22 protein-coding genes are annotated in these 20,675 nt (G+C 70.8%); 18 read left to right on the top strand and 4 right to left on the bottom strand.

Annotation, left to right across the window (positions count from 1 at the left end):
* Nucleotide 1 precedes the first annotated feature (1 nt).
* From H9651_RS05705 to H9651_RS05660, 10 genes are all read left to right on the top strand, one after another.
* A complete protein-coding gene (locus H9651_RS05705; RefSeq protein ID WP_191718237.1) occupies nucleotides 2-838 on the top strand; it encodes an LmeA family phospholipid-binding protein in 837 nt (278 codons plus the stop codon).
* Between the two features lie 152 nt (nucleotides 839-990).
* Nucleotides 991-2,403, top strand: coding sequence for a diaminopimelate decarboxylase (gene lysA / locus H9651_RS05700; RefSeq protein WP_191718557.1), 1,413 nt, complete (start codon nucleotides 991-993; stop codon nucleotides 2,401-2,403).
* Nucleotides 2,400-3,749 carry a homoserine dehydrogenase gene (locus tag H9651_RS05695; RefSeq protein ID WP_191718235.1) on the top strand — a complete coding sequence of 450 codons (1,350 nt, stop codon included), beginning with the start codon at nucleotides 2,400-2,402 and terminating at the stop codon, nucleotides 3,747-3,749. The genes lysA and H9651_RS05695 overlap by 4 nt, the downstream gene beginning before the upstream one ends.
* A gap of 1 nt (nucleotide 3,750) precedes the next feature.
* Nucleotides 3,751-4,836, top strand: coding sequence for a threonine synthase (gene thrC, locus H9651_RS05690; RefSeq protein WP_191718233.1), 1,086 nt, complete (start codon nucleotides 3,751-3,753; stop codon nucleotides 4,834-4,836).
* Entirely contained in the window at nucleotides 4,833-5,801 is a 969-nt protein-coding gene (thrB, locus tag H9651_RS05685) for a homoserine kinase (protein ID WP_191718231.1), read from the top strand. Before thrC ends, thrB begins: the two co-directional genes overlap by 4 nt.
* A 158-nt stretch (nucleotides 5,802-5,959) precedes the next feature.
* Nucleotides 5,960-8,137, top strand: a complete 2,178-nt coding sequence (gene rho / locus H9651_RS05680) for a transcription termination factor Rho (RefSeq protein WP_318244775.1) — start codon at nucleotides 5,960-5,962, stop codon at nucleotides 8,135-8,137.
* 28 nt (nucleotides 8,138-8,165) lie between these two features.
* Complete coding sequence (gene prfA, locus H9651_RS05675; RefSeq protein ID WP_191718556.1) at nucleotides 8,166-9,245, top strand: peptide chain release factor 1; 1,080 nt, start codon at nucleotides 8,166-8,168, stop codon at nucleotides 9,243-9,245.
* Between the two features lie 31 nt (nucleotides 9,246-9,276).
* Complete coding sequence (locus H9651_RS05670; RefSeq protein WP_191718225.1) at nucleotides 9,277-9,687, top strand: hypothetical protein; 411 nt, start codon at nucleotides 9,277-9,279, stop codon at nucleotides 9,685-9,687.
* Nucleotides 9,688-9,743: 56 nt separating this feature from the next.
* Nucleotides 9,744-9,959, top strand: coding sequence for a hypothetical protein (locus tag H9651_RS05665; RefSeq protein ID WP_191718223.1), 216 nt, complete (start codon nucleotides 9,744-9,746; stop codon nucleotides 9,957-9,959).
* 177 nt (nucleotides 9,960-10,136) lie between these two features.
* On the top strand, nucleotides 10,137-11,609 hold the full coding sequence (locus H9651_RS05660) for an HNH endonuclease signature motif containing protein (protein WP_191718221.1): 1,473 nt from the start codon (nucleotides 10,137-10,139) through the stop codon (nucleotides 11,607-11,609).
* Here the strand turns inward: H9651_RS05660 and H9651_RS05655 are convergent.
* The 4 genes from H9651_RS05655 to cysK (H9651_RS05640) form a co-directional block, all read right to left on the bottom strand.
* Nucleotides 11,606-12,025, bottom strand: coding sequence for a VOC family protein (locus H9651_RS05655; RefSeq protein ID WP_191718219.1), 420 nt, complete (start codon nucleotides 12,023-12,025; stop codon nucleotides 11,606-11,608). The two genes, H9651_RS05660 and H9651_RS05655, sit on opposite strands and share 4 nt — an antisense overlap.
* A gap of 44 nt (nucleotides 12,026-12,069) precedes the next feature.
* Nucleotides 12,070-12,660, bottom strand: coding sequence for a serine O-acetyltransferase EpsC (gene epsC, locus H9651_RS05650; protein WP_191718217.1), 591 nt, complete (start codon nucleotides 12,658-12,660; stop codon nucleotides 12,070-12,072).
* The gene (gene cysK / locus H9651_RS05645) at nucleotides 12,660-13,613 is read right to left on the bottom strand and encodes a cysteine synthase A (protein ID WP_191718215.1); all 954 of its coding nucleotides are present in this window, start codon (nucleotides 13,611-13,613) and stop codon (nucleotides 12,660-12,662) included. Before cysK (H9651_RS05645) ends, epsC begins: the two co-directional genes overlap by 1 nt.
* A 68-nt stretch (nucleotides 13,614-13,681) precedes the next feature.
* Entirely contained in the window at nucleotides 13,682-14,620 is a 939-nt protein-coding gene (cysK, locus tag H9651_RS05640) for a cysteine synthase A (RefSeq protein WP_191718214.1), read from the bottom strand.
* Between the two features lie 151 nt (nucleotides 14,621-14,771).
* On the opposite strand from cysK (H9651_RS05640), the gene prmC reads away from it, so the two are divergent.
* The 8 genes from prmC to H9651_RS05600 all read left to right on the top strand — a co-directional run bounded on the left by prmC (nucleotide 14,772) and on the right by H9651_RS05600 (nucleotide 20,633).
* Nucleotides 14,772-15,659, top strand: a complete 888-nt coding sequence (gene prmC, locus H9651_RS05635; RefSeq protein ID WP_191718212.1) for a peptide chain release factor N(5)-glutamine methyltransferase — start codon at nucleotides 14,772-14,774, stop codon at nucleotides 15,657-15,659.
* Nucleotides 15,660-15,705: 46 nt separating this feature from the next.
* A complete protein-coding gene (locus H9651_RS05630) occupies nucleotides 15,706-16,416 on the top strand; it encodes an L-threonylcarbamoyladenylate synthase (protein ID WP_191718210.1) in 711 nt (236 codons plus the stop codon).
* Complete coding sequence (locus H9651_RS05625) at nucleotides 16,413-17,567, top strand: MraY family glycosyltransferase (RefSeq protein ID WP_191718208.1); 1,155 nt, start codon at nucleotides 16,413-16,415, stop codon at nucleotides 17,565-17,567. The genes H9651_RS05630 and H9651_RS05625 overlap by 4 nt, the downstream gene beginning before the upstream one ends.
* Nucleotides 17,564-18,052 (top strand): hypothetical protein, encoded by a 489-nt coding sequence (locus tag H9651_RS05620; RefSeq protein WP_191718206.1) that lies wholly within the window; start codon nucleotides 17,564-17,566, stop codon nucleotides 18,050-18,052. Before H9651_RS05625 ends, H9651_RS05620 begins: the two co-directional genes overlap by 4 nt.
* A gap of 146 nt (nucleotides 18,053-18,198) precedes the next feature.
* Nucleotides 18,199-18,984 (top strand): F0F1 ATP synthase subunit A, encoded by a 786-nt coding sequence (atpB, locus tag H9651_RS05615; RefSeq protein ID WP_225216464.1) that lies wholly within the window; start codon nucleotides 18,199-18,201, stop codon nucleotides 18,982-18,984.
* Between the two features lie 44 nt (nucleotides 18,985-19,028).
* On the top strand, nucleotides 19,029-19,262 hold the full coding sequence (gene atpE / locus H9651_RS05610) for an ATP synthase F0 subunit C (protein ID WP_067163287.1): 234 nt from the start codon (nucleotides 19,029-19,031) through the stop codon (nucleotides 19,260-19,262).
* Between the two features lie 28 nt (nucleotides 19,263-19,290).
* A complete protein-coding gene (locus H9651_RS05605) occupies nucleotides 19,291-19,842 on the top strand; it encodes a F0F1 ATP synthase subunit B (RefSeq protein ID WP_191718204.1) in 552 nt (183 codons plus the stop codon).
* The gene (locus H9651_RS05600) at nucleotides 19,842-20,633 is read left to right on the top strand and encodes a F0F1 ATP synthase subunit delta (RefSeq protein ID WP_191718202.1); all 792 of its coding nucleotides are present in this window, start codon (nucleotides 19,842-19,844) and stop codon (nucleotides 20,631-20,633) included. Before H9651_RS05605 ends, H9651_RS05600 begins: the two co-directional genes overlap by 1 nt.
* Nucleotides 20,634-20,675 lie beyond the last annotated feature (42 nt).

Below are 20,675 nucleotides of genomic sequence, written 5' to 3'. Positions count from 1 at the left end.
CATGAGCGGCGACACGCAGCCCACCCAGCCGTTGCCCGACCCGGCCGCGCAGTGGGTGCTGTCGCAGCCCGAGGCTGTGCCGCGGCCCCGCCGGCGGCTCTGGCCCTGGCTCATCGCGGCGGTCGTCGTGATCGTGCTCGCCGTCGTCGCCTGGTTCGCCGCCGAGGCGATCGCCCGCGGGATCGTCACCCAGGTTGTGCGCGACAAGATCATCACGACCCTCCAGCTGCCCGCCGATCAGCCGATCGACGTCGATCTCGAAGGCGCGGTGATCCCGCAGCTCATCGGCGGCACGCTCACCGGCATCCGCATCGCCGCCGACGACGTCGAGCTCGACTCGTTCGCCGGTGACATCGTCGTCGAGGCGCACGATGTGCCCGTCGACGGCGAGGGGCCGATCAGCGGCGGACGCGCCACCGTGACGCTCGACCAAGCTCAGCTGCAGCGGCTGATGTCGGCCGTGGAGGACTTCCCGATCGAGTCCCTCGGCATCGAGGCGCCCGACATCACCGCGTCGGTGGAGCTGAACCTGTTCGGTGCGGCCGTGCCCATCGGCCTGTCGCTGACCCCGAGCGCCGCCGACGGGCAGCTCGTGCTCACCCCCGCCGCCATCCAGGTCGCAGGCTCCGACATCACCGCAGACGAGCTGCGCCGCCAGTTCGGCATCGTCTCCAACGCCGTGCTGCGCGACTGGCCGGTGTGCATCGCCGAACGCCTGCCCGCGGGCCTCGTGCTCACCGATGCGGGGGTGTCCGGCGACGAGTTGCAGGCCGGGTTCGACATCGCCGACGACATCCTCATCGACCCGGCCCTGCGCGCCGACGGCACCTGCTCCTGAGCCGCCCTGCCACCCCGCGACACACACACGGCCGGCGTGGGGGAGGTGCCCTAGACTGCTTGCAACGTCGGCGCGTGAATGATCCGCCCGGTGCCCGGCCGCCGTTCCGCCAGGAACGGCTTCCCCGCAACCCCCACCCGATTGGTCTGCTCGTGTCCGCCTCGCCCGCCCGCCCGCCCGTTCCCGACTGGCTCGTGAAGCCGGATGCCGCGAATGCGCTCGTCGAGGGTGTGTGGCCCGCGTCGGCGACGCGCGACGACGACGGCGTGCTGCAGCTGGCGGGGGTTGCGGTCACGCAGCTGAAGGAGCGCTTCGGCACCCCGCTGTACGTGCTGGATGAGACCGAGGTGCGCGCCCGCGCCCGCCGCACGCGCGCCGCCTTCGACCGTGCGGCCGCCGCCCACGGCACGGCCGCCCACGTCTACTACGCCGGCAAGGCGTTCCTGTCCACCGAGGTCGTGCGCTGGGTCACGGCGGAAGGGCTCGCGGTCGACGTCGCCTCGGCCGGAGAGCTCGCCGTCGCCCTCGCCGGCGGCGCCCAGCCGGGGCGCATCGGCTTCCACGGCAACAACAAGAGCGCCGCCGAGATCGCCCGCGCCGTCGAGGTGGGCGTCGGATCGATCATCATCGACAGCGACATCGAGATCTCCCGCGTCGCCGAGGCGGCCGCCGCACGCGGCGTCGTGCAGTCGGTGCGGGTGCGCGTGAACAGCGGCGTGCACGCCGAGACCCACGACTTCCTCGCCACGGCCCACGAGGACCAGAAGTTCGGCTTCCCACTCGATCGTGCGGCCGAGGTCGTCGCGCGCATCCGGGAGCTGCCGAGTCTGCGGTTCGACGGCCTGCACTGCCACATCGGCTCCCAGATCTTCGGCACGGCGGGCTTCCGCGAGTCCGCCGCGCGCCTGGTCGAGGTGCACGCGCAGCTGCTCGCCGGCGGCGACGTGCCCGTGCTCAACCTCGGCGGCGGCTTCGGCATCGCCTACACCGCAGCCGACGACCCGACCCCGATCGAGCAGCTCGCCGACGGCATCGTCGGCGCCGTGGCATCCGAGTGCGCCTCGCGCGGCATCCCGGTGCCGATCGTGGCGTTCGAGCCGGGGCGCGCGATCGTCGGCACCGCGGGGGTCACCCTCTACGAAGTCGGCACGGTCAAGCCCGTGCAGGCGAGCGAAGACCTGCAGCGGCTCTACGTGAGCGTCGACGGCGGCATGAGCGACAACGCCCGGCCCGCCCTCTACGGCGCGCAGTACTCCGCCCGCGTGGCCTCGCGCACGAGCCCGGCCGAGCCGCGTCTGGCGCGGGTCGTCGGCAAGCACTGCGAGTCCGGCGACATCGTCGTCGACGCCGAGTACCTGCCCGGCGACGTCGCACCGGGCGACCTGCTGGCTGTGCCGGCGACGGGGGCGTACTGCTTCTCGCTGGCCAGCAACTACAACTACGTCCCCCGTCCGCCCGTCGTGGCGGTCGCCGACGGCTCTGCCCGCGTCATCGTGCGCGGCGAGAGCATCGACGACCTGCTCGCGCGCGATGCGGGGGTCTCACCGACGGAGGGAACCGCATGACCGAATACCGCCGACTGCGCGTCGCGCTGCTGGGAGCGGGCGCGGTGGGGTCGCAGGTCGCGTCGCTGCTGCTCGAGCACGCAGACGAGCTCGCCGACCGTGCCGGTGCAACGCTCGAGCTCGCGGGCATCGCGGTGCGCGACATCGACGCACCCCGCGACGTCGACCTGCCGCGGGAGCTGTTCACGACCGACCCCGAGACGCTCATCGTCGGCAGTGACATCGTCATCGAGCTCATCGGCGGCATCGAGCCCGCCCGCACGCACATCCTGCAGGCGATCACGTCCGGTGCCGACGTCGTGACCGCCAACAAGGCGCTGCTGGCCACGCACGGCGCGGAGATCTTCGACACCGCCGACCAGGTGGGCGCGTCGGTCTACTACGAGGCCGCCGTCGCCGGTGCCATCCCCATCATCCGGCCGCTGCGCGACTCGCTCGCCGGCGACCGTGTGCACCGCATCATGGGCATCGTCAACGGCACCACCAACTACATCCTCGACCGCATGGATGCCGAGGGGGCCGAGTTCGACGACGTGCTCGCCGAGGCGCAGGCGCTCGGCTACGCCGAGGCCGACCCCACCGCCGACGTCGAGGGCTACGACGCCGCCCAGAAGGCCGCGATCCTCGCGAGCCTCGCCTTCCACACCGCCGTTCCGCTCGAGGCGGTGCACCGCGAGGGCATCCTCGGCATCGACAAGGCGATGATGGATGCCGCGCGGCACGCCGGCTACGTCATCAAGCTGCTCGCGGTGTGCGAGCGTCTGGCGGGCGAGACCGACGCGTCGGCCACGGGCGAGGCCATCTCGGTGCGCGTGTACCCCGCCCTGGTGCCGCGCACCCACCCGCTGGCGAGCGTGCACGGCGCGAACAACGCGGTGTTCGTGCAGGCCGAGGCCGCCGGGGACCTCATGTTCTACGGCGCCGGCGCCGGCGGCATCCAGACCGCGTCCGCCGTGCTCGGCGACGTCGTCTCGGCCGCACGCCGTCACATCGCCGGCGGCGTCGGGGTGGGGGAGTCCACCCGCGCGAACCTGCCCGTCGTCGCGATCGGACGGGTGACCACGCGCTACCAGATCACCCTCGAGGTCGAGGACCTCCCGGGCGTGCTGGCGACCATCGCCGGCATCCTGAGCGACGGCCGCGTCTCGATCGCGACCGTCGAGCAGAACATCCTCACCGGGAGCGACGACCTCGCCCCCGGCGCAGCACCCGGGACCGGCGTCGCCCGTCTCGTCATCGGAACTCACACAGCACGTGAGCAGGACCTGAGCGAGACGGTCGACCGTCTCGCCGCGAGCGACGTCGTCGCACGCGTCGTGTCCGTGCTGCGTGTGGAAGGAGACTGACATGGCTCACCTCTGGCGCGGAGTGCTCCGCGAATACGCCGACCGCCTCGGGGTCACCGACACGTCGACGGTCGTCACCCTCGGCGAGGGCGGCACCCCGCTCATCCCCGCCCCTGCGCTGTCGCAGCGCACCGGCGCCGACGTCTGGGTCAAGTACGAGGGCATGAACCCGACCGGCTCGTTCAAGGACCGCGGCATGACCGTCGCGCTCTCGCGCGCCGTCGAGCACGGTGCGAAGGCGGTCATCTGCGCCTCGACGGGCAACACGTCCGCCTCGGCCGCCGCCTACGCCGCGCACGCCGGCATCACCGCCGCCGTGCTGGTGCCCGAGGGCAAGATCGCGATGGGCAAGCTCAGTCAGGCCGTCGCGCACAACGGGCGCCTCATCCAGATCCGCGGCAACTTCGACGACTGCCTCGAGATCGCCCGTGAGCTGGCCGACCACTACCCGGTGCACCTGGTCAACTCCGTCAACCCGGACCGCATCGAGGGGCAGAAGACCGCCGCCTACGAGGTCGTCTCGCAGCTGGGCGACGCCCCCGACTTCCACTTCATCCCCGTCGGCAACGCCGGCAACTACACCGCCTACTCCCGCGGCTACCGCGAGGAGGCCGCCCGCGGGGCGGCCACCCGGGTGCCCCGCATGTTCGGCTTCCAGGCTGAGGGCTCCGCGCCGCTCGTGCGCGGCGAGGTGGTGCGCAACCCCGAGACCATCGCCAGCGCCATCCGCATCGGCAACCCCGCCTCGTGGGAGCTCGCCCTCGAGGCGCGCGACGCCACCGACGGCTGGTTCGGGGCGATCGACGACAACCGCATCCTCGCGGCGCAGAAGCTGCTCGCTTCGACCGTCGGTGTCTTCGTCGAGCCGGCATCGGCCATCAGCGTGGCGGGTCTGCTGGACCGCGCCGAGGCGGGCATCGTCCCGGCCGGCTCCCGCGTCGTGCTCACCGTCACCGGCCACGGCCTGAAGGACCCGCAGTGGGCGCTGCGCACCGCCGACGGCTCCGACGTGCAGCCGACGGTCGTCGACGCCGCCACGAGCGAGGTCGCCTCAGTGCTGGGGCTTGTCGCGGAGGCCACCGCGTGAACCCACCCGTCTCGGTCGGTGCGTCGGCTGCCGCTTCGGGCGAGCCGCGCACCGTCGCCGTGCGGGTGCCGGCCACCAGCGCCAACCTGGGGCCGGGGTTCGACACCCTGGGTCTCGCGCTCAGCGTGTACGACGAACTGACCGTCTCGGCGCTGCCGGAGGGCGAGTTCGACATCGAGGTGGCCGGGCAGGGCGCCGCCGACGTGCCCCGCGACGGCTCGCATCTCGTGATCCGCGCGATGGCGTACGCCTACGAGGCGTGCGGGCGACGGATGCCGGGCGTGCGCCTGCGCGCCCATAACGTCATCCCACACGGTCGGGGCATGGGCTCGTCCGGCGCGGCCGTGGTCGCCGGGCTCCTCGCCGCCAAGGGCCTGCTCGCCGGCGACGTCGAACTCGGACCCGACACCCTGCTGCGCCTGGCCACCGAGCTCGAGGGCCACCCCGACAACGTCGCACCTGCCCTCTTCGGCGGCCTCACGATCGCGTGGGTCGACGAGACCGGACCGCAGCACAAGAAGCTCATCGTGCACCGCGGCGTCGCCCCCCTCGTGCTCGTCCCCGGGTTCACGATGTCCACCGCACTCGCGCGCAGCCTGCAGCCGTTGCAGGTGCCGCGCGAGGATGCCGTGTTCAACGTCTCGCGCTCGGCGCTGCTGATCGCGGCGCTCACCCAGAGTCCCGAGCTGCTGATGGCGGCGACCGAAGACAAGCTGCACCAGTCCTACCGGGCGCAGGCCATGCCCGAGACGGACCGCCTCGTGCGGGCGCTGCGCGCCGAGGGCTTCGCCGCCGTCGTCTCGGGCGCCGGTCCCAGCGTGCTCGTGCTCGCGGACGGCCCGGGAGGCCGCCTCGTGGCCGCCGACATCGCCGCCGCCGCGACGGACACCCCGTGGGAGCCGCTCATGCTCGCGGTCGATGTCAAGGGTGGTACAGTGAGGGACCATACGGAGGGTGCCACGTAACACGTGAATCTGGCCTCCGTCGCAATTCTGCGAACCGCCGCATCCATCCCGATCTGATCGTGCTGCGCTGGTCCCCGGAGCCCATCGAGGGGAACGGGCACCCGGGCGCGATGGTCGAACGTGATTCGGCATACCAATCACACGCAAAGGGAGAACTCGTGGAGTCCATCTCCGAGATCCACACCGACGGCGAGACCGGGCGCGAGAACGCGCCGGTCGACGAGGCCGTCACCACAGCATCCGCCGCAGACGCGGCCGCTCCGACCGAGGCGCCCGCCGCCGACGAACCGGCGGCCGACGAGCAGACGGACCCCGAGGCAGACGGGGCGCAAGCCGCTCCGGCCGAGCAGGCGCCGGCCGACGCCGAGACCGCTGCGGTCATCGAGTCGGTCGCCGTCGTCGAGGACGGGGCCGCCGAGGCGCCCGCCGAGCCTGCGGCCGCCGCCGAGCCTGTGGCCGACAAACCCGCAAAGGCGCCGCGCAAGCGCGCCCCGCGCCGGGCGAAGAGCTCCGACATCGTCGAAGCTCCGGCCGAGCCGGCAGCCGCGGCCGAGACCGTCGAGTCACCGGCCGAGACGCCCGCCGACGCCTCCGCGCCGGCTGAGGCTGTCGCCGAGGCACCGGCATCCGCCGAGGCCGCGGAGGCACCGGCATCCGCCGACGCCGCCGTCGCCGATGCGCCGGTGGAGAAGAAGGCCCCCGGCCGCCGCGCCCCCCGTGGCCGCGGCAAGGCCGCCGCCGAAGCGGAGAAGGCCGCCGAGGCCGTCGCCGAGGGCGAGAAGCCTGCCGAGGCCGAGAAGCCCGCCGAGGCTGAGAAGCCGGCTGAGGCCGACAAGCCCGCCGAGACCGAGCAGCCCGCAGATTCGCGCAACGCCGCCGCCCGCACCGAGGGTGACGAGCAGGGCGAGGGCGAGACCCCGTCGCGGGGCCGCAGCCGCTCGCGCAGCCGCAGCCGCAACCGCAACAAGGACGCCGCAGCCAACGGTCAGAACGCCCAGGGCGGCCAGAACGCCGCCGAGGCCGAGAAGCCGCAGGCCGCCGAGTCCGACGACGACTCCGGTCAGGGGTCGGGTCGCGGTCGCCAGCGCAACAAGCGTCGCCCGCAGGGCGGCACGTCGGACGAGTTCGAGACCGAGATCGGTGATGACGATGTGCTCATCCCCATCGCCGGCATCCTCGACGTGCTCGACAACTACGCGTTCGTCCGCACGACCGGGTACCTCCCGGGCACGAGCGACGTCTACGTCTCGCTCGGCCAGGTGAAGAAGTACCACCTGCGCAAGGGTGACGCCGTCGTCGGCGCCATCAAGCAGCCGCGTGAGAACGAGCAGTCCGGACGCCAGAAGTACAACGCCCTGGTCAAGGTCGACTCGATCAACGGTCTGTCCGTCGACGACGCCGCCGCCCGCGTGGAGTTCGGCAAGCTGACGCCGCTGTACCCCCAGGAGCGCCTGCGCCTGGAGACGGCTCCCGAGAAGCTGACGCAGCGCATCATCGACCTCGTCGCCCCCATCGGCAAGGGCCAGCGCGGCCTCATCGTCGCGCCCCCGAAGGCGGGCAAGACGATCGTGCTGCAGCAGATCGCCGACGCGATCGCGACGAACAACCCCGAAGTGCACCTGATGGTCGTGCTCGTGGACGAGCGGCCCGAAGAGGTCACCGACATGCAGCGCACCGTCAAGGGTGAGGTCATCGCCTCGACGTTCGACCGTCCCGCCGAGGACCACACCACGGTCGCCGAGCTCGCCATCGAGCGCGCGAAGCGCCTCGTGGAACTCGGTCGCGACGTCGTCGTGCTGCTCGACTCGATCACCCGTCTCGGACGTGCGTACAACATCACCGCCCCCACGTCGGGGCGCGTCCTCAGCGGTGGCGTGGATGCATCGGCGCTGTACCCGCCCAAGCGCTTCTTCGGCGCCGCGCGCAACATCGAGAACGGCGGATCGCTCACGATCCTCGCGACCGCGCTGGTGGAGACCGGGTCCAAGATGGACGACGTCATCTTCGAGGAGTTCAAGGGCACCGGCAACAGCGAGCTGCGCCTCAGCCGCCAGCTCGCCGACAAGCGCATCTTCCCGGCGGTCGACGTCAACGCGTCGAGCACGCGTCGCGAAGAGATGCTGCTGTCCTCTGACGAGGTGAAGATCACGTGGAAGCTGCGTCGTGCCCTCGCGGGCCTTGACCCGCAGCAGGCGCTGGAGGTCGTGCTCGGCAAGCTGCGCGAGACGCAGTCCAACGTCGAGTTCCTCGTGCAGATGCAGAAGTCGATGCCCGCTCCGAGCCGCGACGGCCACGCCGGCGGCAACAGCCACGCGCACGACAACAGCATCCGCTGAGCGGACGGGCATGGTGTCCGACTCCGGCATGTTCGCCTCCGTCCGCGGGCTGATCGACGAGCACCGGGCGGTGCAGGAGGAACTCTCCGACCCCGCCGTGCACGCCGACGCGGCGCGCGCCAAGCGCGTGAACCGGAGGTATGCCGAACTGTCGCGCATCGTCGCGGCCCACGACGCGTGGGTCGCGGCGAGCGACGACCTCGCCGCCGCGCGCGAGCTCGCGAAGGACGACGAGGCGTTCGCCGCCGAGGTCCCCGCGCTCGAGGAGCAGGTCACCGCGACGCAGGAGCGGCTGCGGCGCCTGCTCATCCCGCGCGACCCCGATGACGCCCGTGACGTGATCATGGAGATCAAGCAGGGTGAGGGCGGCGCCGAGAGTGCGCTGTTCGCGGCAGACCTGCTGCGCATGTACATCCAGTACGCGGCATCCAAAGGCTGGAAGACCGAGCTGCTGGAACGCAACGAGTCGGACCTCGGCGGCTACAAGGACGTGCAGGTCGCGATCAAGGGCTCCAGTGCCGACCCCGCGCAGGGCGTCTGGGCGCACCTGAAATACGAGGGGGGCGTGCACCGCGTGCAGCGGGTGCCTGCCACCGAGTCGCAGGGACGCATCCACACCTCGACCACCGGCGTGCTGGTGTTCCCCGAGGTCGATGAGCCCGAAGAGGTGCAGATCGACCCGAACGACCTGAAGATCGACGTGTTCCGCTCGTCGGGACCCGGTGGTCAGTCGGTCAACACCACCGACTCGGCGGTGCGCATCACGCACGTGCCGACCGGCATCGTGGTGTCGATGCAGAACGAGAAGTCGCAGCTGCAGAACCGCGAAGCGGGCATGCGGGTGCTGCGCGCGCGACTGCTGGCCAAGCAGCAGGAGGAGCGGGATGCCGCCGCCTCCGACGCGCGCCGATCGCAGATCCGCGGCATGGACCGCTCCGAGCGCATCCGCACCTACAACTTCCCCGAGAATCGCATCGCCGACCACCGCACCGGGTACAAGTCGTACAACCTCGACCAGGTGATGGACGGCGCGCTCGAGCCGATCGTGCAGTCGGCGATCGCCGCAGACGAAGAGGCGCGGCTGGCCGCGCTCGCCTCCGACGCCTGACGACGCGCGCGGGAGGCGCTAGGGTCGGCGCATGGTCATGTTCCTGCTGCGTGCGCTGATCTTCCTGGCATCCGCCGCGCTCGGTCTGCTCGTCGCAGACGCGCTGCTCAGCGGCTTCCGCATCGACTGGTCCGACTGGTGGGGCTTCGTGCTGTGCATCGTGATCTTCGCGGTGCTGCAGAGCGTGCTCGCGCCGTGGATCGCGAAGGTCGCGCGCCGCTACGCGCCGGCGCTGTTGGGTGGCATCGGCATCATCTCGACGCTCGTGTCGCTGCTCATCGTGGTGCTGCTGCCCATCGGTGGGATGCACATCACCGACGCGCAGTCGTGGATCCTCGCGCCGGTGATCGTCTGGGTCGTGACGGCGGTCGCGACCGTGCTGCTGCCGATGGTGTTCATCAAGCGCAAGGCCGAGGACCGGCGGGACGGCCGGCGGGCGTAGGAGGTCTCGTTCTGCGGCGGCGGGTTCGCTGCGTTGGGCTCGGGTAGGGTCCGGTCATGACAGCTCGTGACGGTGAGGGTTCGGCGTGGCTGAGCGCGGCCGTGTGGTCGCTGGCGATCGGTGTCGCCGTCGTCGGGGTCGTGCTTGCAGTGGTGCTGAGCAGTTTCTGGCCGCTGCTCGCGTTCGCCGGACTCGCCGTGCCGATGATGCCGGTCGGGGTGCGGCGCGGTGCGGGGCGGCGAGCGTCTGGTGCGGGTCTGACGCAGGACTGAGGTCTGGCGCTCTTTCGCGGCGACGGCGCTGGACCGGGGCATCCGGTCGTGTGCTGCGGCGGGCGCGTCGGGGCGCCGCCTCCTCCCCAGGCGGCGAGTTTCGGAGTTATCCACAATCTGTCGACTGGTCGGGGGTTTGTCGGCGTGAATGTCGGTGGCCCTCGGTTGAATTGAGGTATGAACACCTCACCGGCCACCGCCACCCGCGACGGATTGTCGCTGGGTGGCGTGGTGTCGCGGTTGGAGGTGACGCGGCGGCGGATCGCGGCGTTGCAGGCCGAGGAACTCGGGTTGCTGGCGCGGGCGGATGCGATCGCGGCGGAACAGACCGCGCGGGTGCCGTCATCAGCGGGGCGGGAGCGGGAGATGCCGTTGCGGGCGATCGCTGCCGAAGTGGGGGCGGTGCTGCGCCGGTCGGACCGGGTGATGCAAGACCGCCTGCACGACGCGACGGTGCTGGTCACCGGGTTCGCGGCGACGGTGGCCGCGTTGCGGACGGGGCGCATCGACACCGGGCACGTGCGGTTGATTCAGGATGCCGGGGCCCGCATCACCGACCCCGAGGCCCGGGCCAGGTTCGAACAGGCAGCATTGGTGGTGTGCGAGCGCGAGACGCCGGGGCGGGCGCGGCCCATCGTGGCGATGATCGCCCAGAAACTCCACCCCGTACCGCTCGCGGAACGCCACACCGACGCGGCCGCGGAACGGCGGGTGTGGGTGCGGGATCTCGACGACGGGATGGCGGAGCTCGCGGCGGTGCTCCCGGCAGTGCTGACGTACGCGATCCGCGACCGTTTGACGGAGTACGCGCGCGAGATCGTCGCGGCGCGGCGCCGGGCCGCGGCGGAAGCGGCGGATGTGGCGGCGGTCCGTGGCGGGGCGGACACGACGGGGGACACCGACGGGACCGAGGGGCTACCTCTGGTCGGCCTGGCGGACAACGCGGAGGGCGCGACGCCGGAGGAGCCGCTGGCCGTCGAGCCCGACACCCGCACGACCGATCAGGTGCGCGCGGACGTGCTGACCGATCTGCTGCTCACCGGTCATGCGACCGGGCCCGGGTTCGACGGGGACCTGCTGCCCGGATCGGGGGTGCGCGCCCGCGTGCAGGTCGTGATCCCCGCCGACACCCTCACCGGCACCGGGACGACACCGGCCGAACTCGTCGGATACGGGCCGATCGACCCCGACACCGCCCGCCGGCTCGCCGCGGCCGCGAAGACCTGGGAGCGGGTGTTCGTCTCACCCACCACCGGCGCCGTCACCCACGTCGACACCTACCGGCCGAGCCGGGCGCAGCGCCGACATCTCGACGCCCGCGACGAGCACTGCCGGTTCCTCGGCTGCCGCAGGCCCGTGCACCGGTGCGACCACGACCACACCCACGACGCCGCCCACGGTGGACCGACGACGCTCTGCAATCTCGCGAACCTGTGCCTCCGGCACCACACCATGAAGCACGCCACCGCCTGGAGCGTCATCCAACTCGCCACCGGCATCCTGGAATGGACCAGCCCCACCGGCCGCGTCTACCCCGACGTGCCGCGCCGGATGCTGGAGTTCACTGCCCTCGCCGCCGCGGTTGGGGCCGCCGCGGTGGGGGCCGCCGCGCTCGACGCTGCCGACACCGCGGAACCGGCCCCGTTCTAGGACTCCGTCGTCGACGGTGTGCCGCGAGCCTCGTCTGCGACGACCTCGGCTTTGAAGCCGGCGGAGTTCTCCAGCCATCCGGCATAGTGGTCGGGCCCACCAGCGTGCGGATAACGGTCCTGATAGAGCGGACGCCAGCCGCGCTCCGGGGCCTCAGCCATGATCGCGTCCACCTCGTCGGGGGAGCCGGCCTTGAAGGCGAGGTGATTGACCCCGGGCGCCCGACGGTCGTGCGTCGACCCGGTGAGATTCGGCGGTACCGTCACGCTGAGATATGAGCCCCCGGCACCCCACGACGCGCCCTCGGGCCATTCGCTCCCGAGCGTGAAGCCCAGTCGCTCCAGGAGCCAGCCCCATTCCGCCCGGGCCGTCTCGAAGTCCGCGACCCAGACCTCGACATGATGAAACCCCGCCACGTCACGAGCCTCTCAGCAGAGCATCCACGCTTCGCCAGCCACGGCTAGATCAGGTACTCCGGTGCGGTCAGCAGTCCGCGGGTCTGCTCGCCCGCGGCGCGCTGGCGCACCTTCGCGGGCACGCCCACCAGCACGCTGTCGCCGGGGGCATCCTGGGTCACGACGGCGTTGGCGCCGATCGTGGTGCCGGCGCCGACCCGGATGGGGCCGAGCACCTGGGCGCCCGCCCCGACGACGACGCGGTCTTCGAGGGTGGGATGCCGCTTGCCGCCGTTGCGCGTGCGGCCGCCGAGCGTGACGCCGTGGTACAGCATGACGTCGTCGCCGATCTCGGCGGTCTCGCCGATGACGACGCCCATGCCGTGGTCGATGAAGAACCGCCGCCCGATGACCGCGCCCGGGTGGATCTCCACGCCGGTGAGCCAGCGGGTGACCTGCGACAGTGCGCGGGCGGGAAAGCGCGCGCCGCGCACCCAGAGTGCGTGCGCCACGCGATGGGACCAGACCGCGTGCAGCCCCGGGTACAGCACCGCGATCTCCGCCGCGCTGCGCGCAGCGGGGTCGCGCAGCTTCGCCGCCCTCACATCCTCGCGAGCGCGCGCGACGAGGCGCGCGGCGCCGCGCAGCACACCCATCAGGCGCCGACCGTCTCGTCATCGCGCAGGTGCGCGTACAACGCGGTCGAGAGGTAGCGTTCACCCGCGTCGGGCACGATCACCACGATGCGCTTCCCCGCCGCCTCGGGGCGTGCGGCGATCTGCAGCGCCGCCCACACCGCGGCCCCGGCCGACATGCCGGCGAGGATGCCCTCGTCGGTCGCGAGGGCGCGAGCGGTGCGGATGGCATCGTCGAACTCGACGTCGAAGATCTCGTCGACCACCGAGCGGTCGAGCACGTCGGGGACGAAGTTGGGCCCAATGCCCTGGATGCGGTGGCCGCCGGCACGACCCTCGCTGAGCACGGGGGAGTCCTTCGGCTCGACCAGCACGATCTGCACGTCGGGATTGCGCTCCTTGAGCACCTGCCCGACACCGGTGACGGTGCCGCCGGTCCCCGACCCGGCCACGAACCAGTCGAGCCGCCCATCGGTGTCGGCCCAGATCTCCTCGGCGGTCGTACGGCGGTGCATCGCAGCATTCGCCTCATGCTCGAACTGACGCGCCAGCACCGCACCGGGGGTCTCGGCCGCGATGCGCCGCGCGGTGTCGACCGCCTCGGTCATGCCCTTGTGCGGGTCGGTGAGCACGAGCTCCGCGCCGTACGCCTTCAGCAGCGTGCGCCGCTCCTTCGACATCGACGCCGGCATCGTCAGCACCACGCGGTAGCCGCGCGCCGCACCGATGAGGGCCAGCGCGATGCCCGTGTTGCCGCTCGTGGACTCCACGATCGTCCCACCCGGCTGCAGCTCACCCGACGCCTCGGCAGCTTCGACGAGCGCGACCCCGAGGCGATCCTTGACGCTCGCGCCGGGGTTGTAGAACTCGAGCTTGACCACGACCTCCGCGGCCAGCCCCGCCGTGAGCGAGTTCAGCCGCACGAGCGGTGTCTGGCCGAAGGCGGTGGTGATGTCGGGGTGGATGCCGGGCACGCGGACCTGCTTTCTGAGGGAAGGTGAAACGGTGCGGCCCGGGCGGCCGGCGCCGCCCGGGCCGGGGATCACTCTTCGCGCAGGTGCTCGTACAACGGGGTCGAGAGGTAGCGCTCACCGAACGAAGGGATCACCACGACGATGTTCTTGCCCGCGGCCTCGGGGCGCGCGGCGATCTGCAGCGCCGCCCAGACAGCCGCGCCCGAAGAGATCCCCACGAGGATGCCGTCCTTCACGCCGACCTCGCGCGCGGTGGCGATCGCGTCGGCGAACTCCACGTCGACGACCTCGTCGATGACGCCCTGGTCGAGGATCGCCGGGATGAAGTTGGGCCCGATTCCCTGGATCTTGTGGGGACCGGCGGTGCCCTTGGTCAGCAGCGGCGAGTCGGCCGGCTCGACGGCGATGACCTTCGCCTCGGGGACGCGCTCCTTCAACACCTGCCCGACACCGGTGATGGTGCCGCCCGTGCCGATGCCCGCGACGAAGTAGTCGACCTTGCCGTCGGTGTCGCGCAGGATCTCCTCCGCGGTGGTCTTGCGGTGCACCTCGACGTTGGCCTGGTTCTCGAACTGGCGGGCCAGGACCGCGCCGGGGATCTCGGCGGCGAGTTCCTGTGCCTTGGCGACGGCACCCTTCATGCCGCCCGCAGGCTCCGTGAGCACGAGTTCGGCGCCGTATGCCTTGAGCAGCATGCGCCGCTCCACGGACATCGACGCGGGCATCGCCAGCACCACCTTGTAGCCGCGCGCCGCGCCCACCATGGCCAGCGCGATGCCGGTGTTGCCGCTCGTGGCCTCGACGATGGTGCCGCCGGGCTTGAGCTCGCCGGAGGCCTCGGCGGCGTCGACGATGGCGATGCCGAGACGGTCCTTGACGCTGGAGGCGGGGTTGTAGAACTCGAGCTTCGCCAGCACCGTACCGGGGAGGCCCTCGGCGATGCGGTTGAGCTTGACGAGGGGAGTGTTGCCGAATGCGCTCGTGATGTCGGGATGGATGCCGGACATGGTCTGCCTTTCGTGCGGGTCGGGGAACCGCGCGGGTACGCGGGAGATCGTCGGTCCAGCCTATGACGCACCCGGGTGGTCGGGCCCTTTATGACGGTGGTGTGACGACAGTCTGCGCCGGGTGCGAGCGGCGTCTAGGCTGGACCCGCTCATGCCCGAATCCCGCCCTGCACCCGAATCCGCGCGCGTCGCCGACACGCTGCGCGCTGCCGTCGACCTCCTCCAGCGCGCGGGCGTGACTTCGCCCGACGTCGACGCGGAGCTGCTGCTCGCCCATGTGCTGGACATCGGACGCGGCGAACTTCACGCGGCCCTCATCCGCGGCGACGTGATGGCCGATGTCGCGGCATCCGAGTACGCCGACCTGCTCGCCCGCCGGGCGGCCCGCGAACCGCTGCAGCACCTCACCGGCCTCGCCCCCTTCCGCCACCTCGAGCTGCGGGTCGGCCCCGGCGTGTTCGTGCCGCGCCCCGAGACCGAGACCGTCGCCCAGATCGCGATCGACGCGTTGGCCGCGGCCGCCGCCCCCGAGCCCGTCGCCGTCGACCTCGGCACCGGCAGCGGCGCCCTCGCTCTGGCGCTGGCGACCGAGGTGCCGCACGCACGCGTGTACGCGGCCGAGAACTCGGTGGACGCTTTCGTGTGGGCCAAGGAGAACTTCCGCAGGGTGGGAGCACCCAACGCCCGCATCGCGTTCATCGATCTGGCGGAGGCCTTCCCCGAGCTCGACGGCACGGTCTCGGTCGTCGTCTCCAACCCACCGTACGTACCCGACGCGGCGATCCCGCGCGACCCCGAGGTGCGCGACTGGGACCCGCCGGCCGCACTGTACGGCGGAGCAGACGGCCTCGACGTCGTGCGCGTGATCAGTGGTGTCGCCGCGCGGCTGCTGCACCCCGGCGGCACGCTCGTGCTCGAGCACGGCGAATGGCAGGGAGCGCCCATCCGCGACCTCCTCGCCGCTGACGGCTGGCGGGCGGCGGCCACCCATCAGGACCTCACCCTGCGCGACCGCGCGACCACCGCGATCCGCGCCTGACCCGCGACAGACGACACCGACGGCGCGTCGGTAGAATGGGCAGGTCATGTCCCCTGTTTTCGACAGCCGCGACGAGGCCCAGCTGCTGCCGGGACTCCGCCAGGCCCGCCAGGCGATCGCTCGCGGACAGCTCATCGTCCTGCCCACCGACACGGTGTACGGGGTGGCTGCCGACGCCTTCAGCCCGGCCGCCGTGGCTCGCCTCCTCGCCGCCAAAGGCCGTGGACGCCAGTCGCCGCCGCCCGTGCTCGTGCCCGGGCTCTCCACGCTGCAGGCTCTCGCGGCCGACGTGCCGGAGCCTGTCGAGCGTCTCGTCGAGGCATTCTGGCCCGGGGGACTGACCATCGTGCTCCCCTCGCAACCGTCGCTGTCGTGGGACCTGGGTGACACGTTCGGCACCGTCGCCGTGCGCATGCCCGACGACCGCATCGCGCTGGAGATGCTCGAGGAATGCGGGCCGCTCGCGGTGTCCAGTGCCAACCTCACCGGCAAACCGGCCGCGGTCGCGATCGACGAGGCGGTCGACATGCTGGGGGACAGTGTCGCTGTCTACCTCGACGCCGGCACGCGCGAGACCGGCATCCCCTCGACGATCGTGGATGCGACGGGTCTCGTCGGCGACGGTGAGCGGGTGGTGCGCGTGCTGCGGGACGGTGCCATCAGCCGTGCGCGTCTGCGCGATGTGCTCGGCGACCTGCTGGCAGCCGACCCCGAGCAGGCGGACGATGCCGCCGCGTCGGTCGGTGGATCGGCGTGAAGCAGTACATCTTCATCATCATCCTGACCGCCGCTGTCACCCTCGTGCTCGCGTGGGGAGTCTGGCGGCTGAGCCTGAAGTACAAGCTCTACCCCGGCATCCGCGAACGTGATGTGCACACGACACCCACGCCGCGCCTCGGCGGCATCGCGATGTACCTCGCGGTCGTGCTGGCGTTCGCGGTCTCTGCGATGCACCCCGACCCGCGGTTCGCGAGTTTCTGGTCGGACCCGGCGCCGTGGGCCGTGCTGGCCGCCGTGACCCTCATCGTGATCGTGGGGGTCGCCGACGACCTCTGGGACCTCGACTGGACCATCAAGCTCGGCGCCCAGTTCCTCGCCGCCGGCATCGTGGCGTGGTTCGGCGAGCTGCAGATCTACACGCTCCCGATCGGCGGCATCACCGGGTTCTCCAGCACCGTGAGCTTCGTGCTGACGATCTTCTCGATCGTGATCGTCATGAACGCCGTGAACTTCGTCGATGGCCTCGACGGACTCGTCGCCGGCGTGGCACTCATCGCCAATGTCGTCTTCTTCGCCTACGCGTACCTCCTGATGCGCGACATGGGCTCGGCGACCTACTTCACGATGGCATCCTTCATCGCCGCTGTGCTCATCGGCGCGTGCATCGGGTTCCTCCCGATGAACTGGAATCCCGCGAAGATGTTCATGGGCGACTCCGGAGCCCTCATGATCGGGTTGCTGATGGCGTGCTCGGCCGTGTCGATCACCGGCTCGCTCGACCCCGCGCTGCTCGGCGACCCCGACCAGTTCGGCCGGTCCCAGCTGCTGGGTGCCTTCATCCCGATCCTGCTGCCGATCGTGGTGGTCATGCTGCCGCTGCTCGATTTCGGCATGGCGGTGCTGCGTCGCATGCGTGCCGGCAAATCGCCGTTCTCGCCCGACCGGAAGCACCTGCACCACCGCATGCTCGACATGGGCCACACCGACCGCGACGCCGTGCTCGTCTTCTACGCGTGGACCGCCGTGGTCAGCCTCTCGGTGCTGCTGATGTACATCGGGACGACGGCCGACTGGCCAGGGCAGTATCTGCCCGGCGTCGCCTTCGGCCTGCTCGGGGGCGCTGCCTGCCTCGTCGTCACCCTCACCCCCACCCGCCGCACCCGACCCGCCCTCCAGGAGTCCGCATGACCCCCAGTCCCGTCTCCAGCACCCCGGTGCTGCGCGCCACCCTGCTGTGGTCGGCCGCCGTCACCGCCGTGCTCGCCGTCATCGGCGCCATCGCCGGCTTCGCCGTCGCCGGCGTCGAGGGACTGTGGAGCGCCCTCGGGGGAGTGGTGGTCGCCTTCGCGTTCCTCGCCATCACCGGGGCCAGCATCCTCATCGCCAACCGCTGGTACGGCGATGCGCTGTACGTGCCGTTCTTCTTCGCGATCGTCCTCGGTGGGTGGATCGTGAAGTTCGGGGTCTTCATCGTGGTGCTGCTGGTGCTGCAGGGCCAGCCGTGGCTGCAGCCGACGGTGTTCTTCGTCGCGCTCATCGTCGGCATCATCGCCTCGCTCATCATCGACGTCATCGTGCTGATGCGCATGCGCATTCCGCACGCGAGCGATGTCACGCTGCCGACGGCCGAAGAGATCGACGACCCGACGGACGGTCCCTCGGAACGGATTTGAGCACTCCCCAAGTTTGATAGTGTTACTGGTGCGCCCGCCCATATCCTCACGGAGGATTTGCGAGTGACGCTCACCGACCATCGTCGCACCGGCCTTGTACCGGAGCCCCGAAGCTGGAGCCCGCGCTGTTCATTCATGCTGCGACCCTGATCGCCCCCACCGCTGACGAAGGCGGTTTCCACGGACCCTCGATCGACGAGTTCTTCCCGGATGCCGTGTTCCAGTTCGGCGATCTCGTCATCAACCGAATCCACCTCATCCAGTTCATCGCCACTGCGGCGATCGTCCTGATCCTCTGGCTCGGCACCCGTCGCATGACGGTCGTTCCGGGACGCTTCCAGAGCATCGTCGAGATGGGCCTGGACTTCGTGCGCGTCAACATCGCCGAAGACCTGCTGGGCAAGAAGGACGGGCAGCGATTCCTGCCGATCCTCACCACGATCTTCTTCATGGTGCTGTTCATGAACCTCACGGGGATCATCCCGTTCATGAACATCGCCGGAACCGCGATCGTCGCGGTGCCGCTGCTGCTCGCACTCATCAGCTACGTGACCTTCATCTACGCCGGCCTCAAGAAGAGCCCGAAGAACTTCTTCAAGAACGCGCTCTTCCCGTCGGGTGTGCCGTGGCCGATCTACATCATCGTCACGCCGATCGAGTTCATCTCGACCTTCGTCATCCGACCGGTGACCCTCACCCTCCGACTCCTCATGAACATGATGGTCGGTCACCTGCTGCTGGTCCTCTTCTTCGCCGCGACGCAGTTCTTCCTGCTCGACCTCGGCGGCTGGTGGTCGGCACTGGCAGCGGGCTCGCTCGCCTTCGGCTTCGCCTTCACCTTGTTCGAGGTCCTGGTGGCCGTCCTCCAGGCCTACGTCTTCGCTCTCCTCACCGCGGTCTACATCCAGCTCGCGGTGGCGGAAGAGCACTAAAGCGGGTCGGCTCGAAGCCGCCCATAACCGAAAGGAAAACCCCCGTGGACGCAACTACGGTTCTCGCTGAGCTGAGCGGCAACGTCGCGACGATGGGCTACGGCCTCGCCGCGATCGGTCCCGCCATCGGCGTCGGCATCGTCGTCGGCAAGACGATCGAGGGTGTCGCCCGTCAGCCCGAGCTCGCAGGTCGCCTGCAGGTCCTGATGTGGATCGGTATCGCCTTCACCGAGGCGCTCGCCTTCATCGGCATCGCCACGTACTTCATCTTCCAGTAAATCGCCCTCCACCAGTTAAGGAGACAGGATGCTGAACGCTCTTGTCGCGTACGCCGCGGAAGAGGGGGCTACGCCCAACCCTCTGATCCCCGCGTGGTACGACATCATCTGGTCCGCGGTCTGCTTCGTCATCATCCTCTTCGTCGTGTGGAAGGTCGCCCTTCCCAAGATGAAGACGCTGCTGGACGCGCGCGCCGCCGCGATCGAGGGAAACATCGCCCGTGCCGACGAGGCCCAGCGCAAGGCAGAGGCTGCTCTCGAGCAGTACACCGCCCAGCTGGCCGAAGCCCGCAAGGAGGCCGGTGAGATCCGCGAAGCCGCCCGCGAGGACGGCAAGAAGATCGTCGCCGAGGCGAAGGATGCCGCTTCCTCCGAAGCTGCACGCCTGACCGCGTCCGCGCACTCGCAGATCGAGGCGGAGCGCCAGACGGCGCTTGTGTCGCTGCGCAGCGAAGTGGGCACGCTCGCCCTCGACCTCGCCGGCGGGGTCATCGGCGAGACCCTGTCCGACGATGCGAAGGCTCAGGCCGTCGTGGACCGGTTCCTCGCAGACCTCGAGTCCTCCGAGGCGTCGAAGTAATGGGCAGCGCGACCACTCAGGCCCTTGCGGCGACGACGGCGGCGCTCAGTGCGGTGCCGTCGGTCGACCTGGGCGTCGCCCGTGAGCTGTTCGCCGCGGCGCGCACCCTCGGCGAATCGTCGCAGCTGAGCGGTGCGCTTGCGGACTCGTCGGCGGCTCCCGCCGCCCGGGCGAAGGTCGTCGCCGACGTGTTCGGCGCGACGTTCCAGCCCGCGACGGTGTCGCTGCTGAGCACGGCCGCGCAGCAGCGCTGGTCGTCGTCGTCGGATCTGGTCGACGGGATCGAGGAACTCGCAATCCGAGTCGCCGCGATCGCGGAGCCGGACGCCGACATCGAAGGGGAGCTGTTCGGAGTCTCGCGCACGATCGCGGCGAACCCCGAACTCGAGCTCGCCCTCGGCAGCCGCCTGGGCGACGCAACCGCCAAGGGTGCGCTCATCGAGACGCTCCTGAGCGGCCGCACCAGTGCGGCGACGACGCTCATCGTCTCGTCTGCGGTGCAGCAGACCCGCGAGCGCCGCGTGCGCCAGCTGATCTCACGGGCCATGCGGCTCGTGGCTCAGCAGCGGGGACGCTCGGTCGCCACGGTCATCGCGGCGACGCCGCTGGGTCGCACCCAGACCAAGCGGCTCACCGCGGCGCTTTCCCAGCGCTACGGCACCGACATCTCGCTCAACATCGTCATCGACCGTTCGGTCGTCGGCGGCGTGCGTATCGAGATCGCGGACGATGTGATCGACGCCAGCGTCGCCAGCCGTCTGCACGACCTGCGCCAGAAGCTGGCCGGATAGAGCTTGCCGCTCCTCGGAGCGGAGATTTCGGGGCCTCACAGC

The sequence above is a fragment of the Microbacterium pullorum genome, from assembly GCF_014836535.1.
Taxonomy (GTDB): domain Bacteria; phylum Actinomycetota; class Actinomycetes; order Actinomycetales; family Microbacteriaceae; genus Microbacterium; species Microbacterium pullorum.
The sequence above is the reverse complement of the archived record's forward strand: the minus strand, read 5'-3'. Positions and strand labels throughout refer to the sequence as shown.

Excerpts from the sequence above, each read along its gene's own strand:
- H9651_RS05705 (WP_191718237.1), top strand. The coding sequence starts at position 2 with ATGAGCGGCGACACGCAGCCCACCCAGCCGTTGCCCGACCCGGCCGCG.
- H9651_RS05695 (WP_191718235.1), top strand. The coding sequence starts at position 2,400 with ATGACCGAATACCGCCGACTGCGCGTCGCGCTGCTGGGAGCGGGCGCG.
- thrC (WP_191718233.1), top strand. The coding sequence starts at position 3,751 with ATGGCTCACCTCTGGCGCGGAGTGCTCCGCGAATACGCCGACCGCCTC.
- prfA (WP_191718556.1), top strand. The coding sequence starts at position 8,166 with ATGTTCGCCTCCGTCCGCGGGCTGATCGACGAGCACCGGGCGGTGCAG.
- H9651_RS05670 (WP_191718225.1), top strand. The coding sequence starts at position 9,277 with ATGGTCATGTTCCTGCTGCGTGCGCTGATCTTCCTGGCATCCGCCGCG.
- H9651_RS05665 (WP_191718223.1), top strand. The coding sequence starts at position 9,744 with ATGACAGCTCGTGACGGTGAGGGTTCGGCGTGGCTGAGCGCGGCCGTG.
- H9651_RS05660 (WP_191718221.1), top strand. The coding sequence starts at position 10,137 with ATGAACACCTCACCGGCCACCGCCACCCGCGACGGATTGTCGCTGGGT.
- epsC (WP_191718217.1), bottom strand. The coding sequence starts at position 12,660 with ATGGGTGTGCTGCGCGGCGCCGCGCGCCTCGTCGCGCGCGCTCGCGAG.
- cysK (WP_191718214.1), bottom strand. The coding sequence starts at position 14,620 with ATGTCCGGCATCCATCCCGACATCACGAGCGCATTCGGCAACACTCCC.
- prmC (WP_191718212.1), top strand. The coding sequence starts at position 14,772 with ATGCCCGAATCCCGCCCTGCACCCGAATCCGCGCGCGTCGCCGACACG.
- H9651_RS05630 (WP_191718210.1), top strand. The coding sequence starts at position 15,706 with ATGTCCCCTGTTTTCGACAGCCGCGACGAGGCCCAGCTGCTGCCGGGA.
- H9651_RS05620 (WP_191718206.1), top strand. The coding sequence starts at position 17,564 with ATGACCCCCAGTCCCGTCTCCAGCACCCCGGTGCTGCGCGCCACCCTG.
- H9651_RS05605 (WP_191718204.1), top strand. The coding sequence starts at position 19,291 with ATGCTGAACGCTCTTGTCGCGTACGCCGCGGAAGAGGGGGCTACGCCC.
- H9651_RS05600 (WP_191718202.1), top strand. The coding sequence starts at position 19,842 with ATGGGCAGCGCGACCACTCAGGCCCTTGCGGCGACGACGGCGGCGCTC.